The following is a 21761-nucleotide window of genomic DNA, read 5'->3' on the forward strand; positions in this document are numbered from 1 at the left end:
ATGACGGCGCAGCTTTCTTCCGGTACCGCAGCCTGCCCGGGCTGCCTTGCGGCCCCGGCGGAACCCGCCCAGCCCATACCGAAGGACGTGCAGCTTGCCCTGTCTTTGCCAGGCATTCACTGCTCGGCCTGTATCGCGACGGTCGAACGGGAACTGAACGCGCATCCCGGTGTTGAAGATGCGCGGGTGAACCTGACCCTGAAACGCGCGATGATCAAGGCTGCGCCGGAAACACGCGCTGTCGACCTGATCCCGGTGCTCGAGAAAGCCGGTTTTGAAGCGCATGAGCTTGATCCGGGTGCCTTGTCGGCCACTCAGACAGACAAGGCAGGGCGCGACTTGCTGATGCGCCTGGCGGTGGCCGGGTTTGCATCCATGAACGTGATGCTGTTGTCGGTGTCGGTCTGGTCGGGTGCCACGGACGCCACGCGTGATATGTTCCACTGGATCTCTGCCGCGATTGCTCTGCCAGCCATTGCCTTCTCGGCTCAGCCTTTCTTTGCCAATGCCTGGAGCGCATTGCGCGTCCGCCGTCTGAATATGGATGTGCCAATTGTGCTGGCGATCCTGTTGGCGCTGATTACATCACTGTGGGAAACAGCGCTGAGCGGCGAGCATGCCTATTTCGATGCGGCCCTGACCCTGACCTTCTTCCTGCTGGCGGGACGTTATCTGGATTACCGCACCCGCGCCGCAGCCCGATCTGCCGCCGAAGAGCTGACGGCGCTTGAGGTGCCGCGTGCCATCCGTTTGGTAGATGGCGTAGAGCAAGAGATCGCGGTTGCTGAACTGATGGTGGGCGATTTGATCCTTGTGCGCCCCGGTGGTCGTATGCCCGTGGATGGTGAGATCATGTCTGGCCAGTCCGAACTGGACCGGTCACTGCTGACCGGAGAAACGGTGCCTGTGTTTGCCGAAACCGGCCAATTGGTCAGCGCGGGCGAGGTCAACCTGACCGGTCCCCTGACACTCCGTGCAACAGCTGTGGGTGAGGATACGTCGCTACACCGCATGGCGGATCTGGTGGCAATCGCTGAGTCCGGGCGGTCGCGCTATACTTCGTTGGCAGACAAGGCGGCCAAGCTTTATGCGCCCGGCGTGCATATCCTTTCAGCGCTCAGCTTTGTGGGCTGGTACATTTATTCGGGCGACATCCGCACAGCGCTGAACATCGCGGCAGCGGTTTTGATCATCACCTGCCCCTGTGCCCTGGGTCTGGCTGTTCCAGCGGTGACAACCGCCGCGTCGGGCCGGTTGTTCCGCAAGGGCATGTTGATCAAACATTCAACCGCGCTGGAGCGGCTGTCCGAGGCCGACACGGTGGTGTTCGATAAAACGGGTACCCTGACTTCGGGCGCACCCGAACTGGTCAATCTTGGCGATCACACGCGCGCAAAGGTCGAAGTTGCCCTGGCGCTGGCCGAGGCATCGGCACACCCTTTGTCCGTGGCCTTGGCGAAAGCCGCGCGTGAGGCCGGGATCAAACCTGCCAACGTGCGGGGTGTCGTTGAGGTTCCGGGATACGGCACCGAAGGCGAATACCGTGGTCAACGCGTACGTCTGGGTCGGGCGGCTTGGATGGGGGCAGAGCAGGGCAATGAAACCTCAGCCTGGCTGGCGATTGGCGATCATGCACCTTTGGCTTTCCGCTTCTCGGACGCGTTGCGCCCGGGTGCGGCCGAGGCGGTCGACGCGTTGCGTGCTTCAGGCAAGCATGTGGTTCTGATGTCCGGCGACTCGCAGGGGGCTGTGCGCGCATTGTCTGAAAAGCTGGGGATCACCGACTGGATTGCCGAGGCTTTGCCGCAGGACAAGGCGCTGCGCATTCGGGAGCTCAGCGATCAGGGCCACCATGTCTTGATGGTAGGCGACGGTCTGAATGACACGGCTGCTCTGGCAGCGGCGCATGTATCGATTTCACCGGCGTCAGCGCTGGACGCGGCGCGGGTGGCGTCAGACATTGTGCTGTTGGGCAATGACCTGTCCCCCATCGCGGACGCTTGTGACACGGCGGTCAAGGCGACAAAACGCATTCGCGAAAACTTCCGCATCGCGACCGTCTACAACGTGATTGCCGTACCGTTGGCGGTGATTGGACTTGCAACACCACTGATTGCGGCGCTGGCGATGTCGACCTCGTCTATCACCGTGTCGCTCAACGCCCTGCGCCTGAGGTAAACCGGATGGACGTTCTTGCATACCTGATCCCGATTTCCCTGTTGCTGGGCGGCGTTGGTCTGGTCGCCTTTGTCTACACCGTCCGGTCGAACCAGTATGAAGACCCCGAAGGCGATGCGCGTCGGATTCTGAACGATGAGTGGGACGACAAACCCAAACCCTGATCGCTCAGGGCAGAGTTGATCCAACTGCTCTTGAAATTGCCGCAATGCCCGGCTATGTCCGGGCCATCCGCTAGCAGAGAGAACACGCCAAATGGCCACCACCAACCCGATTCAGTTCATTCAGCAAGTCCGCGCCGAAGTTTCCAAGGTCGTTTGGCCGACCCGGCGCGAGGTGCTGTTGACCACGGTTATGGTTTTCATCATGGCAGCCCTTACAGCTGTATTCTTTGCTTTGGTCGATCTGGGCATCCGGGGTGGCCTTCAGCTGATCCTGGGCGCGTTCAGCTAAGCGCGGAAACGCGGCTGCCCCCTTGCACAGCGGGCAATGTCAGAGTAGTTGACACAGGACTATTCGGAATAGGCGTGTGGCGATTCGGGCCGCGCGCCGCTTTTTATTCCGGATAACGTGACAGGATTTTAATGACGGGTGTATCCGGCAAGCGCGATACCCCGAAGACAGACAAGGACGACAGGTTCATGGCGAAACGGTGGTACTCGGTCAGCGTTCTTTCGAATTTCGAAAAGAAGATCGCAGAACAGATCCGCACGTCGGTGGTTGAGCAGGGCCTTGAGGACGATATCGACGAAGTATTGGTGCCCACCGAAGAGGTGATCGAAGTGCGCCGCGGCAAGAAAGTCACGACTGAACGCCGCTTCATGCCCGGCTACGTGCTGGTGCATATGGAAATGTCGGATCAGGGCTATCACCTGATCAACTCGATCAACCGCGTCACCGGTTTCCTGGGCCCGCAGGGTCGTCCAATGCCGATGCGCGACGCCGAGGTGAACCAGATCCTCAACCGCGTTCAGGAAGGTGAAGAAGCACCCAAGCTGATGATCACCTTCGAAATCGGCGAGAAGGTCAAGGTCAACGATGGCCCGTTCGAGGATTTCGACGGCATGGTCGAGGGCGTGGACGACGACAACCAGAAACTGAAGGTCTCGGTTTCGATCTTTGGTCGCGAAACCCCGGTCGAGCTGGACTTTACGCAGGTGACCAAACAGGGCTAAGCACTCTATGCTTGTTATAAACGCCGCGTTGCTTCGAGCATCGCGGCGTTTTTTTGTTTTGATGCCCCACTTTTTCAACCAGCACCAAGGAGCGGTCCATACGGCAAGGCGTAGTCTTTGCTAGGGTCGGCCCGGAATAAGTTCTTGTTGTTGAAGAACTGTCAGAATGTCGAGGATTGTCGAAGGGCTGACATCAACGGATCCGTCCAGAAAAACGCCAAGACCGCCTTCTCCGATCTCACGCGGGCCGCCTTTTTCATACGCTGGATCAAGTGACGCAAGCTCTGCCGGCAGTTCCGGGCATAACGGGGTTTCGTTCAGTACAAGATCCACGGCGGCCAACATCAACTCCTTTACGGAGTCCAAAGTGTCGTCTTCCAGCAGTTGCTCTCGCTGTTCTTCGGGGGCCGTGAGTGTAAGATCAATGAGTTTGAAATAGGCGCAGTTATCACGCAGTTCGACAGTTGCTTCGGTGGACATTTTGGCCAAGATAGCTCTTTTTTCTTCGCCGCGCTGAAAGTCGCGTTCGCTGGTGCGGCTGCATTCGAAGATCGTGACCGTTACATCACCATCCAGATCTATCGCATCGTCCTCGGCTTTGAAGCTCAAGTCGTCAAGTCGGACTTGCAGACCACAATTGTCGACGATCGCATTGTCAGCCAACCGCTCAGGCACAATTTTCTGAATTTCGCGCAGATCGAGAAGGGCACCAACCCCGATCCGAGTGGGCGCAGCAGCGGTGAGGTTCAGATCAAGCGTATATGGCAGTTCGGTATCGCGAACGGGTAGTGTTGCGTCGATGACAAAGTCCACTTCTTGCGCACCGGGTGCTCGGGCGTCCAGAAAAGCTGCCAACAGGGCTGGAAGAATAAACCAAAGTCTCATTCAGCAAACTCCAACACGCCAAGTTCCTTTAACCCGGCAAGGACTTTAACTATCGTCTCGGCGCTTACATCGGCTGATCCGACAACAGCAGCGCCCATTCCTCCTTGTGCAATTTCGCGCGTTCCACCGGTCTCGTAAATCGGATCAAGCACAGAAAACTCTTCAGGCAGTGGCGGACAAACCGGATTGGCTGCCAAGAACTCACCACCCTTTTCAAGAACAGCTTCGTTGATACGGTTGGTCAGGCCGAAAAGGTTGGTAACAGCTCCGATGAACCCGCGCGGTCTGAGGTCAGCGCTTTCGATACTGAAGACAAGGCATTGGCCCTTAACTTCGGCTTTGGCGACAGCAGTCGCATCCACCGTTGCCCCGAAATACCGAAAGCCAGGTTCTTCATTTCGCTTGCACCGCGTAAACCGGGCACGGGCTGAACCCTCAACCTTTACGGTTTCACCGATTGCGGTGACATCTCGGATCTCGAGATAGATCTGGCGCTTACAGCTTTCTTCCAAGGGGCCAGTCAGTATCTGAGGCGCCTTTTCCTGCAATCCGCGCAAGTCCATGAACGCCCGCAATCGCAGGCGGGTCGGGCTGGATTCCTCTAGGCCGCCGTAGACGGTGAAGGGCACGGGAATGTCGCGCAGGGGAACTTTCTTGGTCAATTTGACTTGAAAGCGACCGGCATAGGTGGCGGGATCAATTCCTGCCGTGTTGAGTGACGAAGCGTTTTTGGACGCTTCGGTTTGGGCAATTGTCTCGGACACCGCACCCTGATCTTGGGCTTTGCTGCCGCATCCGGGCAACATAGCAATAAGAACGCTGACCAGTAGCCCCTTGTTTAGTCGAGATGATGCCATCCCAGACCGCCCCTTCTGTAACCAAGTTGCCCTAAGATACCCACCGGTGCTTCTTAAGCAACGTATGTCTTTGAAAACTTTTTGTTTCGCATGAAAATACTGGCGATTGGGTCCAATCAGAGCCAAATACGGTTGCTCTGGAGTATTTCGCCAGTCTCTTTCCAACGTCTTCGGTCCGATATCATCGCCGATGTTATCGCCTTCGCACAAAACTCATTGGTGAGAAGAGGTGTGGATCAAACGGAGCTTTGCTGAATGCACCATGCTCAGAGCGACTTTAGCAACGCCGCGAAGCTATAGGCTCCGCGGCGTACTTTTAAAAATGGTTTTCTATGTGTGAATCTACTGCGCCTGAACCATAGCCGCGCGCAGCAGTTGTGGGCGATCGGTCTGGGACGGCAAGAATACGGCTTGCGATCCGGCGTCGAGTGCCGAAAGGCTCGCATCATACCACTGCATCGCCAGATCACGACGCTCCTGCACGCCGAAGCCTTCGCGCAGGTGGTGACCAATCAGCTCTCCGTAGGCGGGTTCACCCATAGCGACCAGCATAAGCGCAGAACCAACAGCGGTATCCATGTTGTCCTGACGGTAGCCAATCGCAAGGCAGACTTTGCTTGTTGCTGCAAGATCTTCGGGGCTAAGTCCGGAATCCAGCGCAAGCTTGCGCATCTGGGTCTCCGCGTCAGATTTCGAGTTGAGAGACAAGGCGACAACTTGCGGTGCCAACATGTCGCCGTACGAGTCGCACTGGGCCGCCACCTGATCCGGCGTCAACCCCTGAACATCCTGAAGCAGTTCCTCGCCGCGCGCCATTGCGTAGCTACGTGCAAGGCAGAACTGCTCGCTGAGCGCGAAGTCAGGGTCGGGCATGTTCGACAGAGTTGTATAGCCACCATTGGTCGATGTTTGCAGCATGACACCACTGCAGCGATTGGCCAGCGATGGGCCTCCAGTTCCGCCGGAAAACAGGCTCGGCAGACTGGCAGATTGTGTTTCGGCAGTGGCCGTCTCTGGCTCGACCTCCTGAGGCGTAGCAACCGGTGTGGTCTGTGCGGGCGCCTGAGGTGCTGCAGCCACAGCAGATCCGCTATGTAGTTTTTGGCGATACGCCATAAGGAGAGGCTGGCCCGAAAGTTGCATTGTGGCTTGTCCGCCGCTTGTCGCCCAGTAGTAGGCTTGCATCAGAAAGTCGTACTGATACGGCTGGAGGTCATACCCGTTCACGGGATAACCCATTGTAGCTTGATAGCGCTCGATCGCTGATCGGGTGCCACGACCGACCTGGCCATCGACACGCCCGGCGTTATAGCCGAAATAGTTGAGCGCCGTTTGGGTTTGCGCCCCTTGTGTGGTCGACGGAATGCCCGGTCGGTACGTTCGGGTTGTTGTCCGTGCCTTTTTCTTCTGCTGGTCCTTTCCGATCGCGTAACCTACCACCCCGCCGACAACGGCTCCGCCGAGGAAGTCACCGGCGTCTGCTTGGGCTGTCTGAGGCGTGGATGCGGCGAAAGAGACTGCAATGACAAGTGTTGCTGCTAAACGAAAAATCATAATTAACCTCCACCAGAAATAACTATTTTCACAGAGTATAGCACAGCCAAGCCGCGCGCGGGTATCAAAGCTGTTGAATGGCTGAAGCTCGGGTTGTTTGCCAGCCAGCTTGCGTGTTTTGCGGCGGTGTTTTTCCATGTAATATAAGTTATTAACGCCTTATCGTATCGTGGGATGCTGAGCGTCCGGAGCCTTTCTGGAATGACCGAAAGGATCGCTTGCGAAGTGCCCCTCGAAGCCAACGCCTTGCTTTGTACGCGTGGGGCCGATTCTATGATTCCGAATTGGGGTGCGGCCCACTTGCCAACCCTTCCGTTCCGCTATAGATGCCGCACTATCGTCTTCGGGCGAGATTCTCTCGTGGGAGATTGCAGGGATCGCGATCCCGGATCGGACCACGCAACATAAACCGGGTGGAACGCGTTTCACCTACGTTGAAAGGAAAACCAAATGGCCAAGAAGCTTGCTGGTACAATGAAGCTGCAGGTTCCTGCAGGTCAGGCGAACCCGTCGCCGCCAGTTGGTCCGGCGCTGGGTCAGCGCGGCATCAACATCATGGAATTCTGCAAGGCGTTCAACGCCAAGACTGCAGACATGGAGCAAGGCGCGCCTTGCCCGACCGTGATCACCTATTATCAGGACAAGTCCTTCACCATGGACATCAAGACGCCGCCCGCGTCTTATTACCTGAAAAAAGCCGCTGGCCTGAAGCCGGTTGGCAAGCGGAACCGTCCCCGTGGCGCGGAAAATCCCGGTCGTGAGACCGTGGCCACCGTGACCAGCAAGCAGGTTCGCGAAATCGCCGAAGCCAAAATGAAAGATCTGAACGCCAACGACGTCGAAGGCGCAATGCAGATCATCCTGGGCTCGGCCCGCTCTATGGGCATCGAGGTGAAGTAAGATGGCAAAACTTGGTAAACGCACCCGCGCTGCGCGCGAAGCCGTCGCTGGCAAGGAAAACCTGTCGGTCGAAGAAGCAGTTGCCCTGGTCAAAGCCAATGCAACCTCGAAATTCGACGAGACCATCGAAATCGCACTGAACCTGGGCGTTGATACGCGCCACGCGGACCAGATGGTTCGTGGCGTTATCGGTCTGCCGAACGGCACCGGTAAAGCGATGCGCGTTGCTGTTTTCGCTCGTGGCCCCAAGGCGGACGAAGCGAAAGAAGCTGGCGCGGATATCATTGGTGCAGAGGACCTGATGGAAACCATTCAGGGCGGCACCATTGAATTCGATCGCTGCATTGCAACCCCGGACATGATGCCGATCGTCGGTCGTCTGGGCAAGGTTCTGGGCCCCCGCAACCTGATGCCGAACCCCAAGGTTGGCACCGTTACCATGGACGTGAAAGCGGCCGTGGAAGCAGCCAAAGGTGGTGAAGTTCAGTTCAAGGCGGAAAAAGGCGGTGTTGTACACGCCGGTGTTGGCAAAGCGTCGTTCGACGAAGCCAAGCTGGTCGAAAACGTCCGCGCCTTTGTCTCGGCTGTGGCCAAGGCGAAACCGTCGGGCGCCAAAGGCACCTACATGAAGAAAATCGCACTGAGCTCGACCATGGGCCCTGGCGTGACTCTGGACGTGGCGGAAGCATCGGGCGAATAAGTACCGGCGTTCAGCTTTGAAAAATTGATCCCGGGTGGTGCGAACTGCCCGGGATTTTTTCAAGGGCCGATTGGTAGTTAGGGGAAATTGATTAGGAGATCAGTTCTGATTTCCGCGGAGCACAACTAATACAATGCGCTGTGACATCCTCCTTACAAAACTGGCTGTTCATGGTCGGGAACCGCAGGTACATCAAGCCCTGGTAGTGCCGCTTAAAGTCAGTTTCGAGACGATTATGCTGTCGTTGTGAACGTGTCTAGAACAGCAATTGTATGATCGAGATCGCTAAAATTATGGGCATTGATGAATCCTGACTAACTCTAGTTCCGGCTGCGAAACTGTCAGGCGTCCGATGTCCGGAGAATGAGAAGACAGATCTAAAACTAAGTCAGAATTGAACATGCCTGGGCCCTAAGTGATTGCTAAATTCCGTCGATGGACGGTTGTGCCTAAGTCGTTCAGATAAAAAATCGCCTGAGATGCAGAATGTTGCTGATGGCGCGAAGAATGCCCGAGTTTGAATGACATTGCCAAGCGGTGATGAGGAATGCACAGTGACCGGCGGGGTACCTTTTTGGATAAGATTGGCTGGAATGCTTAATATATTGAATCGACGTAGGAAATCTTTGGATATTCTGATCCCAACTAATTCCCGCCCTGAGTGCCTCCATAGGTGTCTGGACTCCCTCGCGCTACTCGACGATTTCAAGCCGCGCATTCTGGTAGCTGATAGCACTCCGGCCAGCGCTCCGGCTTGGATTAAGTCAGAGTACGATCAGATTTCACGAGATCACAGAGCGGAAGTAACGCATATCGGTGAAAACCTTGGCCCATCGGCGTCACGTCGATGGCTTGTTGAAAACAGCAAAAGTGATTTTCTATTGTTTTTGGATGATGACCATGTGTGTACCCCTTCCGTAATTAGGCTTTTCAACTTAATTAATCGTGCAAACGCAGATATCGTCTCCGGTGCCTGGTTGGAGGCAAGTTACCCTGATCACTCCAAAATCGCTTCAGATCGGCAAAACGTTGATACTCCGGCTGATGTCCTCGAGTCCGGGGCGACGATTTATACACGCGCCGTCGGAAATAACTACTCTCTCTCCCCCTCGTGTTCACCAGAGAAAGTTGTAGTCAAAACGCCGGTTCTATTAGATCTTAGCGAAACTTTTACAGTCGGAGTTGATGAATGCCTTCCCACAATGCTTGCCAGAAGAGCTGTCTTTAAGGAAGTGCACTTTGACACCCGGTACGGTTTCGCTTTTGAGTGGTTTGACTTTTTTCTTCAGTGCAGGAAGAAAAAGCTCCAAATCCTGGCTGACACATCTGTACTCTTCTGGCACCTGCCTGTTCCCTATGCTGCATCAACCAGTCGCCACGAATCCCTTATGCACGCGGATAAAGCAAGGTTTACAGAGAAGTGGGGTATGGCTCCTGTTTTCTCAAAATGTAAAAAATTGGATCTTGCAAAAGATAGCGTTTTTCGGGCTCTCGAAAGAGGATAATCTTGCCGAGCTTGTTGATCATTTAAGCACCGTTCGAGAGCTTCTGTCTCGCTGACCGACTGATTTAGAGTATAGGCCGCGCGCCATCCTGCCATTCTACCTGGTTCCGGGGCGGCGCTGAAGATCAACTTCCCGGGTTAGTCACGCGCCGTCCAATCGTTCATCGCGATTTACCTCTTGGAAACCCCGCCTAACTGCCCTAAGTAGGGTTGCGAAATAAAGCGTGCGATTCGTCGTGCGCTTTATTTTGTTTCGTCCAAGACGGTGGGTGGTGCCATTCGGCCCCTTAATTCCCTGCCTGAGACGGGTAAGACCAAAGAATTTCGGGGGCTCTGGCCCTCGGGCGAATTTTGGCTCAACCCCGTAACAACGGACCTGAACGCTGGGGCGCAAGCCGCAGCAAATATGAGCCGGGGTGAGATATCGCCCCAAACTTGGAGAGAACTGTGGATAGAGCCCAGAAAGAGAAAGTGGTCGAGGAACTCGGCCAGATCTTCGAAAGCTCTGGCGTCGTGGTGGTTTCGCACTACGCCGGTCTGACAGTTGCCGAGATGCAGGACCTTCGCGCACGTGCTCGTGACGCGGGTGGCGCCGTGCGTGTTGCCAAGAACAGGCTCGCCAAAATCGCCCTCGACGGAAAGCCATGTGCAAGCATTGCTGACCTGCTGACGGGTATGACCGTTCTGACTTATTCCGAAGACCCCGTGGCAGCAGCCAAGGTGGCCGAGGACTTCGCCAAGGAAAACAAGAATTTTGAGATTCTTGGTGGCGCAATGGGTGAGAACGCTCTGGACCGCAAAGGCGTCGAAACAGTTTCGAAAATGCCGTCTCGCGAGGAGCTTATTGCTTCGATCGTGGGCTGCATTGGCGCACCTGCTTCGAACATCGCCGGCGCGATTGGCGCACCTGCAAGCAACATCGCAAGCATCCTTTCCACCATCGAAGAGAAGGCGGAAGCTGCGTAAGCGGTTGGCACTGAATGATCTGCGTAGGGCAAATGCCCTGACGTTGGAACACACACTGTAAAACGGAAAGAGCTGATAAAATGGCTGATCTGAAAGCACTCGCAGAAAGCATCGTGGGTCTGACCCTGCTGGAAGCACAAGAACTGAAAACCATCCTCAAAGACGAATATGGCATCGAGCCCGCAGCTGGCGGCGCAGTTGTCATGGCAGCTGGCGGCGACGCCGGTGGCGCAGCTGAGGAAGAAAAAACCGAATTCGACGTCGTTCTGAAGAACGCCGGCGCTTCGAAAATCAACGTGATCAAAGAAGTTCGCGGCATCACCGGTCTGGGCCTGAAAGAAGCCAAGGAACTGGTCGAAGCTGGCGGCAAGATCAAAGAAGGCGTGTCGAAAGACGAAGCCGAAGAAGTCAAAGGCAAGCTGGAAGCAGCTGGCGCCGAAGTCGAGCTGGCCTAAGTCAGTCGACAGATACGTCGCTGACGTATCGTAATATTTGGCTGGATCCGGAGAAATTCGGGTCCAGCCGAACCTGTCTTAGAAAGGGCCTCAGCACGTGGGGCGTTTTCTAAGGCACGGTTTCGGATCGGGAGGCTGCCTTCGGGACGGTGGCCATGAATTGATCCGGACGTGTTATCTCGATTGTGCAAGATGCCGGGGCCCGACGGTGTCTTTGCCCGCTGAGAACATCGAAAGGTGACATCTGACATGGCTCAAACGTTCCTTGGCCAGAAACGTCTTCGTAAATATTACGGCAAAATCCGCGAAGTGCTGGAAATGCCGAACCTCATTGAGGTCCAGAAATCTTCTTATGATCTATTCCTGCGCTCCGGCGATGCAGAGCAGCCCGCTGACGGCGAAGGCATCAAGGGCGTGTTCCAGTCGGTTTTCCCGATCAAGGATTTCAACGAAACCTCTGTTCTGGAGTTCGTGAAATACGATTTGGAAAAACCCAAATACGACGTCGAAGAGTGTATGCAGCGCGACATGACCTACAGCGCGCCGCTGAAGGTCACCCTGCGTCTGATCGTGTTCGATGTCGATGAGGACACTGGCGCTAAATCGGTAAAAGACATCAAGGAACAGGATGTCTTCATGGGCGACATGCCTTTGATGACGCCGAACGGCACCTTTGTCGTGAACGGGACCGAGCGTGTGATCGTATCCCAGATGCACCGCTCGCCCGGTGTGTTCTTTGACCACGACAAGGGCAAGACCCATTCCTCGGGCAAGCTGCTGTTTGCCTGCCGCATCATCCCGTATCGCGGCAGCTGGCTGGACTTTGAGTTCGACGCCAAAGACATCGTGTTCGCCCGGATCGACCGTCGCCGCAAGCTGCCTGTGACCACTCTGCTTTACGCGCTGGGTCTGGATCAGGAAGCGATCATGGACGCGTATTATAACACCGTGTCTTATAAGCTGGACAAGAAGAAGGGCTGGATCACTCCGTTCTTCCCCGAGCGTGTGCGCGGCACTCGTCCGACCTATGATCTGATTGACGCAAAGTCTGGCGAAGTGATTGCCGAAGCAGGTAAGAAAGTCACCCCGCGCGCGGTCAAAAAGCTGATCGACGAAGGCAACGTCACCGACCTGCTGGTACCGTTTGAAAACATCGTCGGCAAGTTTGTCGCCAAGGACATCATCAACGAAGAAAACGGCGCGATCTATGTCGAAGCCGGTGATGAGTTGACCCTGGAATACGACAAAGGCGGCGACCTGATTGGTGGTACCGTCAAAGACCTGATCGACGCAGGCATCAAAGACATTCCGGTTCTGGACATCGACAACATCAATGTCGGCCCCTACATGCGCAACACCATGGCTCAGGACAAGAACCTGAACCGTGAAAGCGCGCTGATGGACATCTACCGCGTCATGCGCCCGGGCGAGCCGCCCACCGTCGAAGCCGCGTCGGCTCTTTTCGACACCCTGTTCTTCGACAGCGAGCGTTACGACCTGTCCGCCGTTGGCCGCGTGAAGATGAACATGCGTCTGGCTCTGGATGCGCCGGATACCCTGCGCACCCTGCGCCGCGAAGACATCGTCGCCTGCATCAAGGCGCTGGTGGAGCTGCGCGACGGCAAAGGAGACATCGACGATATCGACCACCTCGGCAACCGCCGTGTACGTTCGGTCGGTGAACTGATGGAAAACCAGTACCGCGTCGGTCTGCTGCGCATGGAGCGCGCGATCAAAGAGCGTATGTCGTCGGTCGAGATCGACACCGTCATGCCTCAGGACCTGATCAACGCGAAACCGGCCGCTGCTGCTGTTCGTGAATTCTTTGGCTCGTCGCAGCTGTCGCAGTTCATGGACCAGACCAACCCGCTGTCGGAAGTCACGCACAAACGCCGTCTTTCGGCGCTTGGCCCCGGTGGTCTGACACGTGAACGTGCGGGCTTTGAGGTGCGCGACGTGCACCCTACCCACTATGGTCGGATGTGCCCGATTGAAACGCCGGAAGGTCCGAACATCGGTCTGATCAACTCGCTGGCCACCTTTGCCCGCGTGAACAAGTATGGCTTCATCGAAACACCTTACCGCGTCGTCAAAGACGCCGAGGTGACCGATGAGGTTCACTACATGTCCGCGACCGAGGAAATGCGTCACACCGTAGCACAGGCGAACGCGACTCTGGATGCGGATGGCAAGTTCATCAACGATCTGGTGTCGACACGTCAGTCGGGTGACTACACGCTTGCTCCGCGCGAGAATGTGGACCTGATCGACGTAAGCCCAAAACAGCTGGTCTCGGTCGCCGCATCGCTGATCCCGTTCCTTGAAAATGACGACGCTAACCGTGCTCTTATGGGCTCGAACATGCAACGTCAGGCGGTTCCGCTTTTGCGGGCCGAAGCGCCGCTGGTCGGTACCGGGATCGAGGAAAAGGTTGCGATCGACTCGGGTGCTGCGATTCAGGCGAAACGCGCCGGTATCATCGACCAGGTCGATGCCCAGCGTATCGTTATTCGCGCCACCGAAGATCTGGAACTGGGCGACGCTGGCGTTGACATCTATCGTCTGCGCAAGTTCCAGCGTTCGAACCAGAACACCTGCATCAACCAGCGTCCGCTGATCAAGGTGGGTGACACCGTCCAGAAGGGCGAAGTCATTGCTGATGGTCCGTCGACCGATATGGGTGAACTGGCTCTGGGTAAGAACGTGGTCGTCGCGTTCATGCCGTGGAACGGTTACAACTACGAAGATTCGATCCTGATCTCGGAACGTATCGCGCGTGACGACGTCTTTACCTCGGTTCATATCGAGGAATTCGAAGTCGCCGCCCGTGACACTAAACTGGGCCCGGAAGAGATCACCCGCGACATCCCGAACGTCGGTGAAGAAGCGCTGCGCAACCTCGACGAGGCCGGCATCGTTTACATCGGTGCGGATGTTGAGCCGGGCGATATTCTGGTCGGCAAGATCACTCCGAAGGGCGAAAGCCCGATGACCCCGGAAGAAAAGCTGCTGCGCGCCATCTTTGGTGAAAAAGCATCTGACGTGCGCGACACTTCGCTGCGCGTGAAGCCGGGCGATTACGGTACGGTCGTTGAGGTTCGCGTCTTCAACCGTCACGGCGTCGAAAAAGACGAACGTGCGTTGCAGATCGAGCGTGAGGAAGTCGAGCGTCTGGCCCGTGACCGGGACGACGAGCTGGCGATCCTGGACCGCAACATCTATGCGCGTCTGCAAGGCCTGATCCTGGGTAAAACTGCGGTCAAAGGCCCGAAAGGCGTCAAGGCTGGGTCGGTGATCACCGAGGAGCTGCTGGAAACCCTGACCCGCGGTCAGTGGTGGCAGCTGGCGCTGGAAGGTGAGCAGGACGCACAGATCGTCGAAGCCCTGAACGAGCAGTACGAAGTACAAAAGCGTGCTCTGGACGCCCGTTTCGAAGACAAGGTCGAGAAGGTCCGCCGTGGCGACGACCTGCCGCCGGGTGTGATGAAGATGGTCAAAGTCTTCATCGCCGTGAAGCGCAAGCTGCAGCCCGGCGACAAGATGGCCGGTCGTCACGGGAACAAAGGTGTGATTTCCAAGGTTGTTCCGATGGAAGACATGCCGTTCCTGGCCGATGGTACTCCGGTTGACTTCTGTCTGAACCCGCTGGGTGTGCCTTCGCGTATGAACGTTGGTCAGATCCTTGAAACCCACATGGGTTGGGCCGCACGCGGTCTGGGTCTGAACATCGACGACGCATTGGGTGAATACCGCCGTTCCGGCGACCTGACCCCGGTGCGCGAAGCGATGAAGTTGGCTTATGGTGAAAATGTCTACGAAGAAGGCATCACCGGTCTGGACGAGGATCACCTGATCGAGGCTGCGGGCAACGTGACCCGTGGTGTTCCGATCGCGACCCCGGTCTTCGACGGTGCCAAAGAGGCTGACGTCAACGACGCGCTGGTGCGTGCAGGCTTCTCGGAAAGCGGTCAGTCGATCCTGTTCGACGGTCGTACCGGTGAGCAATTCGCGCGTCCGGTGACCGTGGGCATCAAATACCTGCTGAAACTGCACCACCTTGTGGACGACAAGATCCACGCGCGTTCGACCGGGCCGTACAGCCTGGTTACCCAGCAGCCGCTGGGTGGTAAGGCGCAGTTCGGTGGTCAGCGCTTTGGTGAGATGGAAGTCTGGGCTCTGGAAGCTTACGGCGCCGCCTACACCCTGCAGGAGATGCTCACCGTGAAATCGGATGACGTCGCCGGCCGGACCAAGGTCTATGAGTCGATCGTCAAGGGCGAGGATAACTTTGAAGCGGGCGTGCCGGAATCGTTCAACGTTCTGGTGAAAGAAGTCCGTGGCCTCGGCCTGAATATGGAACTCCTGGATGCGGAGGAAGAGTAGGGGCGGCAACGCCCCACACTCATCCCATCCCAATTTGTAAGGACGCAAAATGAACCAGGAAATCACCAACAACCCGTTCAACCCGCTGACGCCGCCGAAAGTCTTTGACGAGATCAAAGTCTCCTTGGCGTCGCCCGAGCGGATTCTGTCTTGGTCCTATGGCGAGATCAAGAAACCCGAAACCATCAACTACCGGACGTTCAAGCCTGAACGTGACGGTCTGTTCTGCGCGCGTATCTTTGGCCCGATCAAAGATTACGAATGTCTGTGCGGCAAATATAAGCGGATGAAGTATCGCGGCGTTGTCTGCGAAAAATGCGGTGTGGAAGTCACCCTGCAGAAAGTCCGCCGCGAGCGTATGGGCCACATCGAACTGGCCGCGCCCGTCGCGCATATCTGGTTCCTGAAATCGCTGCCGTCCCGCATCGGTCTGATGCTGGACATGACGCTGCGCGATCTGGAACGTGTTCTGTACTTTGAAAACTATGTTGTCATCGAGCCCGGTCTGACCGACCTGACCTACGGCCAGATGCTGACCGAAGAAGAGTACATGGACGCGCAGGATGCCTATGGCATGGACGCGTTCACCGCGAATATCGGTGCCGAAGCCATCCGCGAGATGCTGGCCCAGATCGATCTGGAAGCAGAAGCCGAGCAGCTGCGCGCTGATCTGGCCGAAGCAACCGGCGAACTGAAGCCCAAGAAGATCATCAAGCGCCTGAAGGTTGTTGAATCCTTCCTCGAGTCGGGCAACCGGCCTGAGTGGATGGTAATGACCGTGATTCCGGTCATTCCGCCGGAGCTGCGTCCGTTGGTTCCGCTGGATGGTGGCCGTTTCGCGACCTCGGATCTGAACGATCTGTATCGCCGCGTCATCAACCGGAACAACCGTCTGAAGCGTCTGATCGAGCTACGCGCACCTGACATCATCGTCCGCAACGAAAAGCGGATGCTGCAGGAATCCGTTGATGCGCTGTTCGACAACGGCCGTCGTGGCCGCGTGATCACCGGTGCCAACAAGCGTCCGCTGAAATCGCTGTCGGACATGCTGAAAGGCAAGCAGGGCCGCTTCCGTCAGAACCTTCTGGGTAAGCGCGTTGACTTCTCGGGCCGTTCGGTCATCGTGACCGGTCCGGAGCTTAAGCTGCACCAGTGTGGTCTGCCCAAGAAGATGGCTCTGGAACTGTTCAAGCCCTTCATCTACTCGCGCCTTGAAGCCAAGGGTCTGTCTTCGACCGTGAAACAAGCGAAGAAACTGGTCGAGAAAGAGCGTCCCGAAGTGTGGGATATCCTCGACGAGGTGATCCGCGAACACCCTGTCATGCTGAACCGTGCGCCGACGCTGCACCGTCTTGGCATTCAGGCGTTTGAGCCGGTTCTGATCGAAGGTAAAGCCATCCAGCTGCACCCGCTGGTCTGTTCGGCCTTTAACGCCGACTTCGACGGTGACCAGATGGCCGTTCACGTTCCGCTGAGCCTTGAAGCACAGCTGGAAGCGCGTGTTCTGATGATGTCGACCAACAACGTTCTGTCGCCTGCAAACGGCGCGCCGATCATCGTTCCGTCGCAGGATATGATCCTGGGTCTGTACTATGTGACGCTGGAACGCGAAGGCATGCCGGGCGAAGGCAAGGTCTTTGGGTCGATCGACGAAGTTCAGCACGCGCTGGATTCAGGTGAAGTGCATCTGCACACCAAGATCACCGCGCGGATCACCCAGATCGACGACGAAGGTAACGAAGTTCAGAAGCGCTATGAAACCACTCCGGGCCGTCTGCGTCTGGGTGCTCTGCTGCCGATGAACAACAAGGCACCGTTCGAGCTGGTCAACCGCCTGCTGCGGAAGAAAGAAGTGCAGCAGGTGATCGACACGGTCTACCGCTACTGCGGTCAGAAAGAGTCGGTTATCTTCTGTGACCAGATCATGTCGATGGGCTTCAAAGAAGCGTTCAAGGCGGGCATCTCGTTTGGTAAGGACGACATGGTCATTCCAGGCGACAAGTGGGGCATCGTTGATGACACCCGTAGTCAGGTGAAAGACTTTGAACAACAGTACATGGACGGCCTGATCACTCAGGGCGAAAAGTACAACAAGGTTGTCGATGCCTGGTCGAAGTGTAACGACCGCGTGACTGAGGCGATGATGAGCACGATCTCATCCTCGGATCGGGCAGCGGACGGGTCCGAACAGGAACCGAACTCGGTCTACATGATGGCCCACTCGGGTGCGCGTGGCTCGGTCACTCAGATGAAGCAGCTGGGCGGTATGCGCGGCCTGATGGCCAAGCCGAACGGTGACATCATCGAGACGCCGATCATCTCGAACTTTAAAGAAGGTCTGACCGTTCTCGAGTACTTCAACTCGACCCACGGTGCCCGTAAGGGTCTGTCGGATACCGCTCTGAAGACGGCGAACTCGGGTTACCTGACCCGTCGTCTGGTGGACGTGGCGCAGGACTGCATCGTTCGTGAAATCGATTGTGGCACCGAGCGCGCGATCACAGCCGAAGCAGCCGTGAACGACGGTGAGGTTGTTGCCTCGCTGGCGGAACGAGTGCTGGGCCGTGTCTCGGCGGACGATGTTCTGCGTCCGGGCACCGATGAGGTGATCGTCGCAGCAGGTCAGCTGATCGACGAACGTATGGCCGACATCATTGATGAAGCCGGTGTTGCCTCGATGCGCATCCGTTCGCCTCTGACCTGTGAGTCCGAGGAAGGGGTCTGTGCAACTTGCTACGGTCGTGACCTTGCACGTGGTACCATGGTGAACACCGGTGAAGCTGTCGGCATCATCGCCGCCCAGTCCATCGGTGAACCCGGTACGCAGCTGACAATGCGGACCTTCCACATCGGTGGGGTTGCCCAAGGTGGTCAGCAGTCGTTCCAGGAAGCCAGCCAGGAAGGCATCGTTTCCTTCGAGAACCCACAGATCCTGGCCAATGCCGCAGGCGAAAACCTGGTCATGGGCCGGAACATGAAGCTGGTGATCAAAGACGAGCATGGTGAAGAGCGTGCCAGCCACAAGCTGGGCTACGGCTCCAAGCTGTTCGTCAAGGATGGTGCCAAGGTTGCTCGCGGTGACAAGCTGTACGAATGGGACCCCTACACTCTGCCGATCATTGCCGAGAAAGCCGGTACCGCGAAGTATGTCGACCTGGTTTCGGGCATTGCTGTCCGCGATGAGACCGACGACGCAACCGGCATGACCCAGAAGATCGTGATCGACTGGCGCGCGGCCCCCAAAGGCAGCGACCTCAAGCCCGAGATCATTCTTGTCGGTGAAGATGGCGAGCCGGTCCGCAACGATGCGGGCAACCCGGTTCACTATCCGATGTCTGTGGATGCGATCCTGTCGATCGAAGACGGTCAGGAGATCCAGGCCGGTGAAGTTGTCGCGCGTATCCCGCGTGAAGGCGCCAAGACCAAGGACATCACCGGTGGTCTGCCGCGTGTGGCCGAACTGTTCGAAGCCCGCCGTCCGAAAGATCACGCGATCATCGCAGAAGCCGATGGTTACGTGCGCTTTGGCCGCGACTACAAGAACAAGCGCCGCATCAGCATCGAACCGGCTGACGAGTCCATGGAGACCATCGAGTACATGGTACCCAAGGGCAAGCACATCCCGGTCGCCGAAGGGGACTTCATCCAGAAGGGTGAATACCTGATGGACGGTAACCCGGCTCCGCATGACATCCTGTCCATCATGGGCGTCGAAGCGCTGGCGGATTACATGATCGACGAGGTGCAGGACGTGTATCGTCTGCAAGGCGTGAAGATCAACGACAAGCACATCGAAGTTATCGTGCGCCAGATGCTGCAGAAGTGGGAGATCCTGGATTCAGGCGACACCACCCTGCTGAAAGGCGAGCATGTCGACAAGCAGGAGTTCGACGCAGCCAACGAGAAGACGTTGGCCCGCGGCGGTCGTCCGGCACAGGGCGAGCCGATCCTTCTGGGGATCACCAAGGCCTCGCTGCAGACGCGTTCGTTCATCTCGGCGGCGTCGTTCCAGGAAACCACTCGCGTGCTGACCGAAGCTTCGGTTCAGGGCAAGAAAGACAAGCTGGTTGGCCTGAAAGAGAACGTCATCGTCGGTCGTCTGATCCCCGCCGGTACCGGTGGCGCAACTCAGGCTGTCCGCCACATCGCGCAGTCGCGTGACAACGTAGTCATCGAAGCCCGCCGGGAAGAGGCCGAAGCGGCCGCCGCTCTGGCTGCGCCGACCTTTGACGACGACATGGTCGGTGATGAGCTGGACGTTCTGGTGGAAACACCGGAAAGCCGCGAGTAAGTCTGAGCTCAGTGAATAAAAGAAGGCCCTGCAAAACTGCGGGGCCTTTTTTGTGGGCGAGCGTTGAAGGGGGCGGCCAATGCCGTACCAGCTAAATCCGGGGTCGCAAGGCAGGTTTATTCACTGTTCAGACATCCAGCTTGCGATGTTTCTCTAACTCCTAAAGGTGGCCTGTGCCTTGAGCTGGTCCGCAAGCTGATCAAACACCAACCTGATCCTGCGCGCCGTGTGTAGCTCTGAGTGGGTGGCGAGCCAAATTGGGAACTTAAAGGGCTCGCGTTCGGGTAACACCCGCTCGATGTCAGGTGTCAGTGCGGCCACCTCATCCGACATGATACCGACGCCGAAACCTTGGCGCACCAACTCCCATGAGACTATCCCGCTTTGTGAGCCGATCCGGAAATTCTTGCGGGTGACATCAATTCCTGCCGGATTGAGATAGCCGATCATCGTGTCAACATCGCCAAATCCGACGAAGTCCAACTTTACAAGTTCGCCCTCATTTTTGGGTCGTCCGACCTGATCAAGGTATGACGGAGCGGCATAAAAACGCGCTGTCGCTTCCGCTACAAGCTTCGCGATCAGATCCGGCTGCGTTGGGCGTATGTGCCGGATGGCGATATCGGCTTCACGCCGATGAATATCGCGCACTTCATTTGAAGCGACAATGTCGATCTCAAGTCGTGGTGCCGCAAGTCTAATCTGCTTTAGCATATGCGGAAGCTGATAGGTGGACATCACGTCCGACGCCGTGATCCTGACTTGCCCCTCGACAGCTTGTGACTGGCTTGTGGCGGTAAGCGAAATCCTGTTTGCAACATCTGCCATTTCCCTGACATGCAACAAGAGCTCCGCGCCCGCGGTGGTCAGGTTAAGCGACTTTCCGACTCTTTCAAACAAGGTGATTCCAAGTGCCAGTTCAAGGGCTGCAACCTGACGGCCGACGGTGGGCTGGGTTTGCTCAAGAACACGCGCCGCTGCGGAAAAAGAGCCTTCTTCTGCTGTCGCGAGAAAAGACCGCACTTGGTTCCAGTCGAAATTGATGGCTTTCCAATTCATGCATTAATGCATAACGCTTCTTCATCCTGAAGTAATTCCAAAAGTTTGTGTTTGAATTTACTAAGGGCAACAACTGGCTTGAAAGAAAGTAATGAAATGGCTGCTTTGTCTAAGGATGCTGCGTTCTGGAGCAAAATTTCGCGCAAGTATGCGGCTGATCCAATCCGGAACATGGAAGGGTATCTGAACACGCTAGAACGAACGAAGTCGTACCTGAAAGCCCACGACCGCATACTGGAGATTGGTTGTGGGACAGGTTCAACCGCGCTGATGCTTGCACAGCATGTAGCTCATGTCACTGCCTCCGATCTTGCTCCGGGGATGATCGAGATCGCCGAAGAAAAACGCGACGAAGAAGGATTGCAGAATGTGACGTTCAAAGTGGCGGAAGTTCTCGAGCACGATCTTGGCGAAGGTTCATACGACGCTGTCCTGGCGCATAACCTACTTCACCTCTTGCCTGACCTGGACCGAGCACTTGAACAGATTTCTTCGCTCTTACAACCCGGTGGGATTTTCATTTCCAAGACTGTCTGCGCTCCGCAGAAAAAAGGCTTCAAATACGTTGCAATCAGCCGGATCGCGATCCCGATCATGCAGGCGCTTGGGAAAGCCCCGTTTGTGAATTTCGTTTCCGGAGCTGAACTCGAGCAACGAGTTGCGCGTTCGGGCTTCAAAACCTTAGAGATAGTAGATCAAGCCGGGTTGCTACCGAGCCGGTATATTGTTGCGCAAAAAGTCTGATCCCGTTCAGAACCCTAATTCCTTTGGGATGAACCTTGGATAACAGCTTCAAGCGATATTGACATCCCAATCAAGACCTCGGCCAATGCGTGGAATTTCCTTGCGCGGAG

General features: G+C 56.6%; 16 protein-coding genes. 12 read left to right on the top strand and 4 right to left on the bottom strand.

All coding sequences use genetic code 11. From position 1 onward, the window contains the following. The 4 genes from AC2FLD_RS14735 to nusG all read left to right on the top strand — a co-directional run bounded on the left by AC2FLD_RS14735 (position 1) and on the right by nusG (position 3353). Positions 1 to 2178 (top strand): heavy metal translocating P-type ATPase, encoded by a 2178-nt coding sequence (locus AC2FLD_RS14735; RefSeq protein WP_496669995.1) that lies wholly within the window; start codon positions 1 to 3, stop codon positions 2176 to 2178. Between the two features lie 5 nt (positions 2179 to 2183). Beyond that, positions 2184 to 2342, top strand: coding sequence for a cbb3-type cytochrome oxidase assembly protein CcoS (ccoS, locus tag AC2FLD_RS14740; RefSeq protein ID WP_496669994.1), 159 nt, complete (start codon positions 2184 to 2186; stop codon positions 2340 to 2342). A 91-nt stretch (positions 2343 to 2433) separates the two neighbouring features. Then, on the top strand, positions 2434 to 2631 hold the full coding sequence (gene secE, locus AC2FLD_RS14745) for a preprotein translocase subunit SecE (protein ID WP_050605011.1): 198 nt from the start codon (positions 2434 to 2436) through the stop codon (positions 2629 to 2631). A gap of 188 nt (positions 2632 to 2819) precedes the next feature. Next, the gene (gene nusG, locus AC2FLD_RS14750; protein ID WP_050605041.1) at positions 2820 to 3353 is read left to right on the top strand and encodes a transcription termination/antitermination protein NusG; all 534 of its coding nucleotides are present in this window, start codon (positions 2820 to 2822) and stop codon (positions 3351 to 3353) included. 120 nt (positions 3354 to 3473) lie between these two features. Here the strand turns inward: nusG and AC2FLD_RS14755 are convergent, their stop codons facing one another. The 3 genes from AC2FLD_RS14755 to AC2FLD_RS14765 all read right to left on the bottom strand — a co-directional run bounded on the left by AC2FLD_RS14755 (position 3474) and on the right by AC2FLD_RS14765 (position 6649). Continuing rightward, positions 3474 to 4238, bottom strand: a complete 765-nt coding sequence (locus tag AC2FLD_RS14755) for a hypothetical protein (protein WP_496669993.1) — start codon at positions 4236 to 4238, stop codon at positions 3474 to 3476. After that, complete coding sequence (locus tag AC2FLD_RS14760; protein WP_496669992.1) at positions 4235 to 5095, bottom strand: hypothetical protein; 861 nt, start codon at positions 5093 to 5095, stop codon at positions 4235 to 4237. Before AC2FLD_RS14760 ends, AC2FLD_RS14755 begins: the two co-directional genes overlap by 4 nt. A 342-nt stretch (positions 5096 to 5437) precedes the next feature. Next, positions 5438 to 6649, bottom strand: a complete 1212-nt coding sequence (locus tag AC2FLD_RS14765) for a peptidoglycan-binding domain-containing protein (protein ID WP_496669991.1) — start codon at positions 6647 to 6649, stop codon at positions 5438 to 5440. A 450-nt stretch (positions 6650 to 7099) separates the two neighbouring features. Here AC2FLD_RS14765 and rplK point away from each other — a divergent pair, with 450 nt between their 5' ends. The 7 genes from rplK (at position 7100) to rpoC (ending at position 19848) form a co-directional block, all read left to right on the top strand. Continuing rightward, the gene (rplK, locus tag AC2FLD_RS14770) at positions 7100 to 7549 is read left to right on the top strand and encodes a 50S ribosomal protein L11 (RefSeq protein ID WP_037314971.1); all 450 of its coding nucleotides are present in this window, start codon (positions 7100 to 7102) and stop codon (positions 7547 to 7549) included. Between the two features lies 1 nt (position 7550). Further along, positions 7551 to 8249: a 50S ribosomal protein L1 gene (gene rplA / locus AC2FLD_RS14775; protein WP_050605017.1), complete on the top strand. Its 699-nt coding sequence runs from the start codon at positions 7551 to 7553 to the stop codon at positions 8247 to 8249. 521 nt (positions 8250 to 8770) lie between these two features. Then, the gene (locus AC2FLD_RS14780; protein WP_496669990.1) at positions 8771 to 9754 is read left to right on the top strand and encodes a glycosyltransferase family 2 protein; all 984 of its coding nucleotides are present in this window, start codon (positions 8771 to 8773) and stop codon (positions 9752 to 9754) included. A 446-nt stretch (positions 9755 to 10200) separates the two neighbouring features. Next, complete coding sequence (rplJ, locus tag AC2FLD_RS14785; protein WP_299642181.1) at positions 10201 to 10719, top strand: 50S ribosomal protein L10; 519 nt, start codon at positions 10201 to 10203, stop codon at positions 10717 to 10719. A gap of 80 nt (positions 10720 to 10799) precedes the next feature. Beyond that, positions 10800 to 11174, top strand: coding sequence for a 50S ribosomal protein L7/L12 (rplL, locus tag AC2FLD_RS14790; protein WP_037314964.1), 375 nt, complete (start codon positions 10800 to 10802; stop codon positions 11172 to 11174). A 249-nt stretch (positions 11175 to 11423) separates the two neighbouring features. Further along, positions 11424 to 15557 carry a DNA-directed RNA polymerase subunit beta gene (rpoB, locus tag AC2FLD_RS14795; protein ID WP_496669989.1) on the top strand — a complete coding sequence of 1378 codons (4134 nt, stop codon included), beginning with the start codon at positions 11424 to 11426 and terminating at the stop codon, positions 15555 to 15557. A gap of 49 nt (positions 15558 to 15606) precedes the next feature. Then, on the top strand, positions 15607 to 19848 hold the full coding sequence (gene rpoC, locus AC2FLD_RS14800) for a DNA-directed RNA polymerase subunit beta' (protein WP_050605021.1): 4242 nt from the start codon (positions 15607 to 15609) through the stop codon (positions 19846 to 19848). Between the two features lie 153 nt (positions 19849 to 20001). Here rpoC and AC2FLD_RS14805 read toward each other — a convergent pair whose 3' ends face one another. Then, positions 20002 to 20907: a LysR family transcriptional regulator gene (locus AC2FLD_RS14805; protein WP_496669988.1), complete on the bottom strand. Its 906-nt coding sequence runs from the start codon at positions 20905 to 20907 to the stop codon at positions 20002 to 20004. Positions 20908 to 20985: 78 nt separating this feature from the next. Between AC2FLD_RS14805 and AC2FLD_RS14810 the strand changes: the two genes are divergently transcribed. After that, on the top strand, positions 20986 to 21651 hold the full coding sequence (locus tag AC2FLD_RS14810) for a class I SAM-dependent methyltransferase (RefSeq protein ID WP_496669987.1): 666 nt from the start codon (positions 20986 to 20988) through the stop codon (positions 21649 to 21651). Positions 21652 to 21761: the final 110 nt, after the last annotated feature.

The organism is Ruegeria sp. CDSA021, assembly GCF_059612325.1.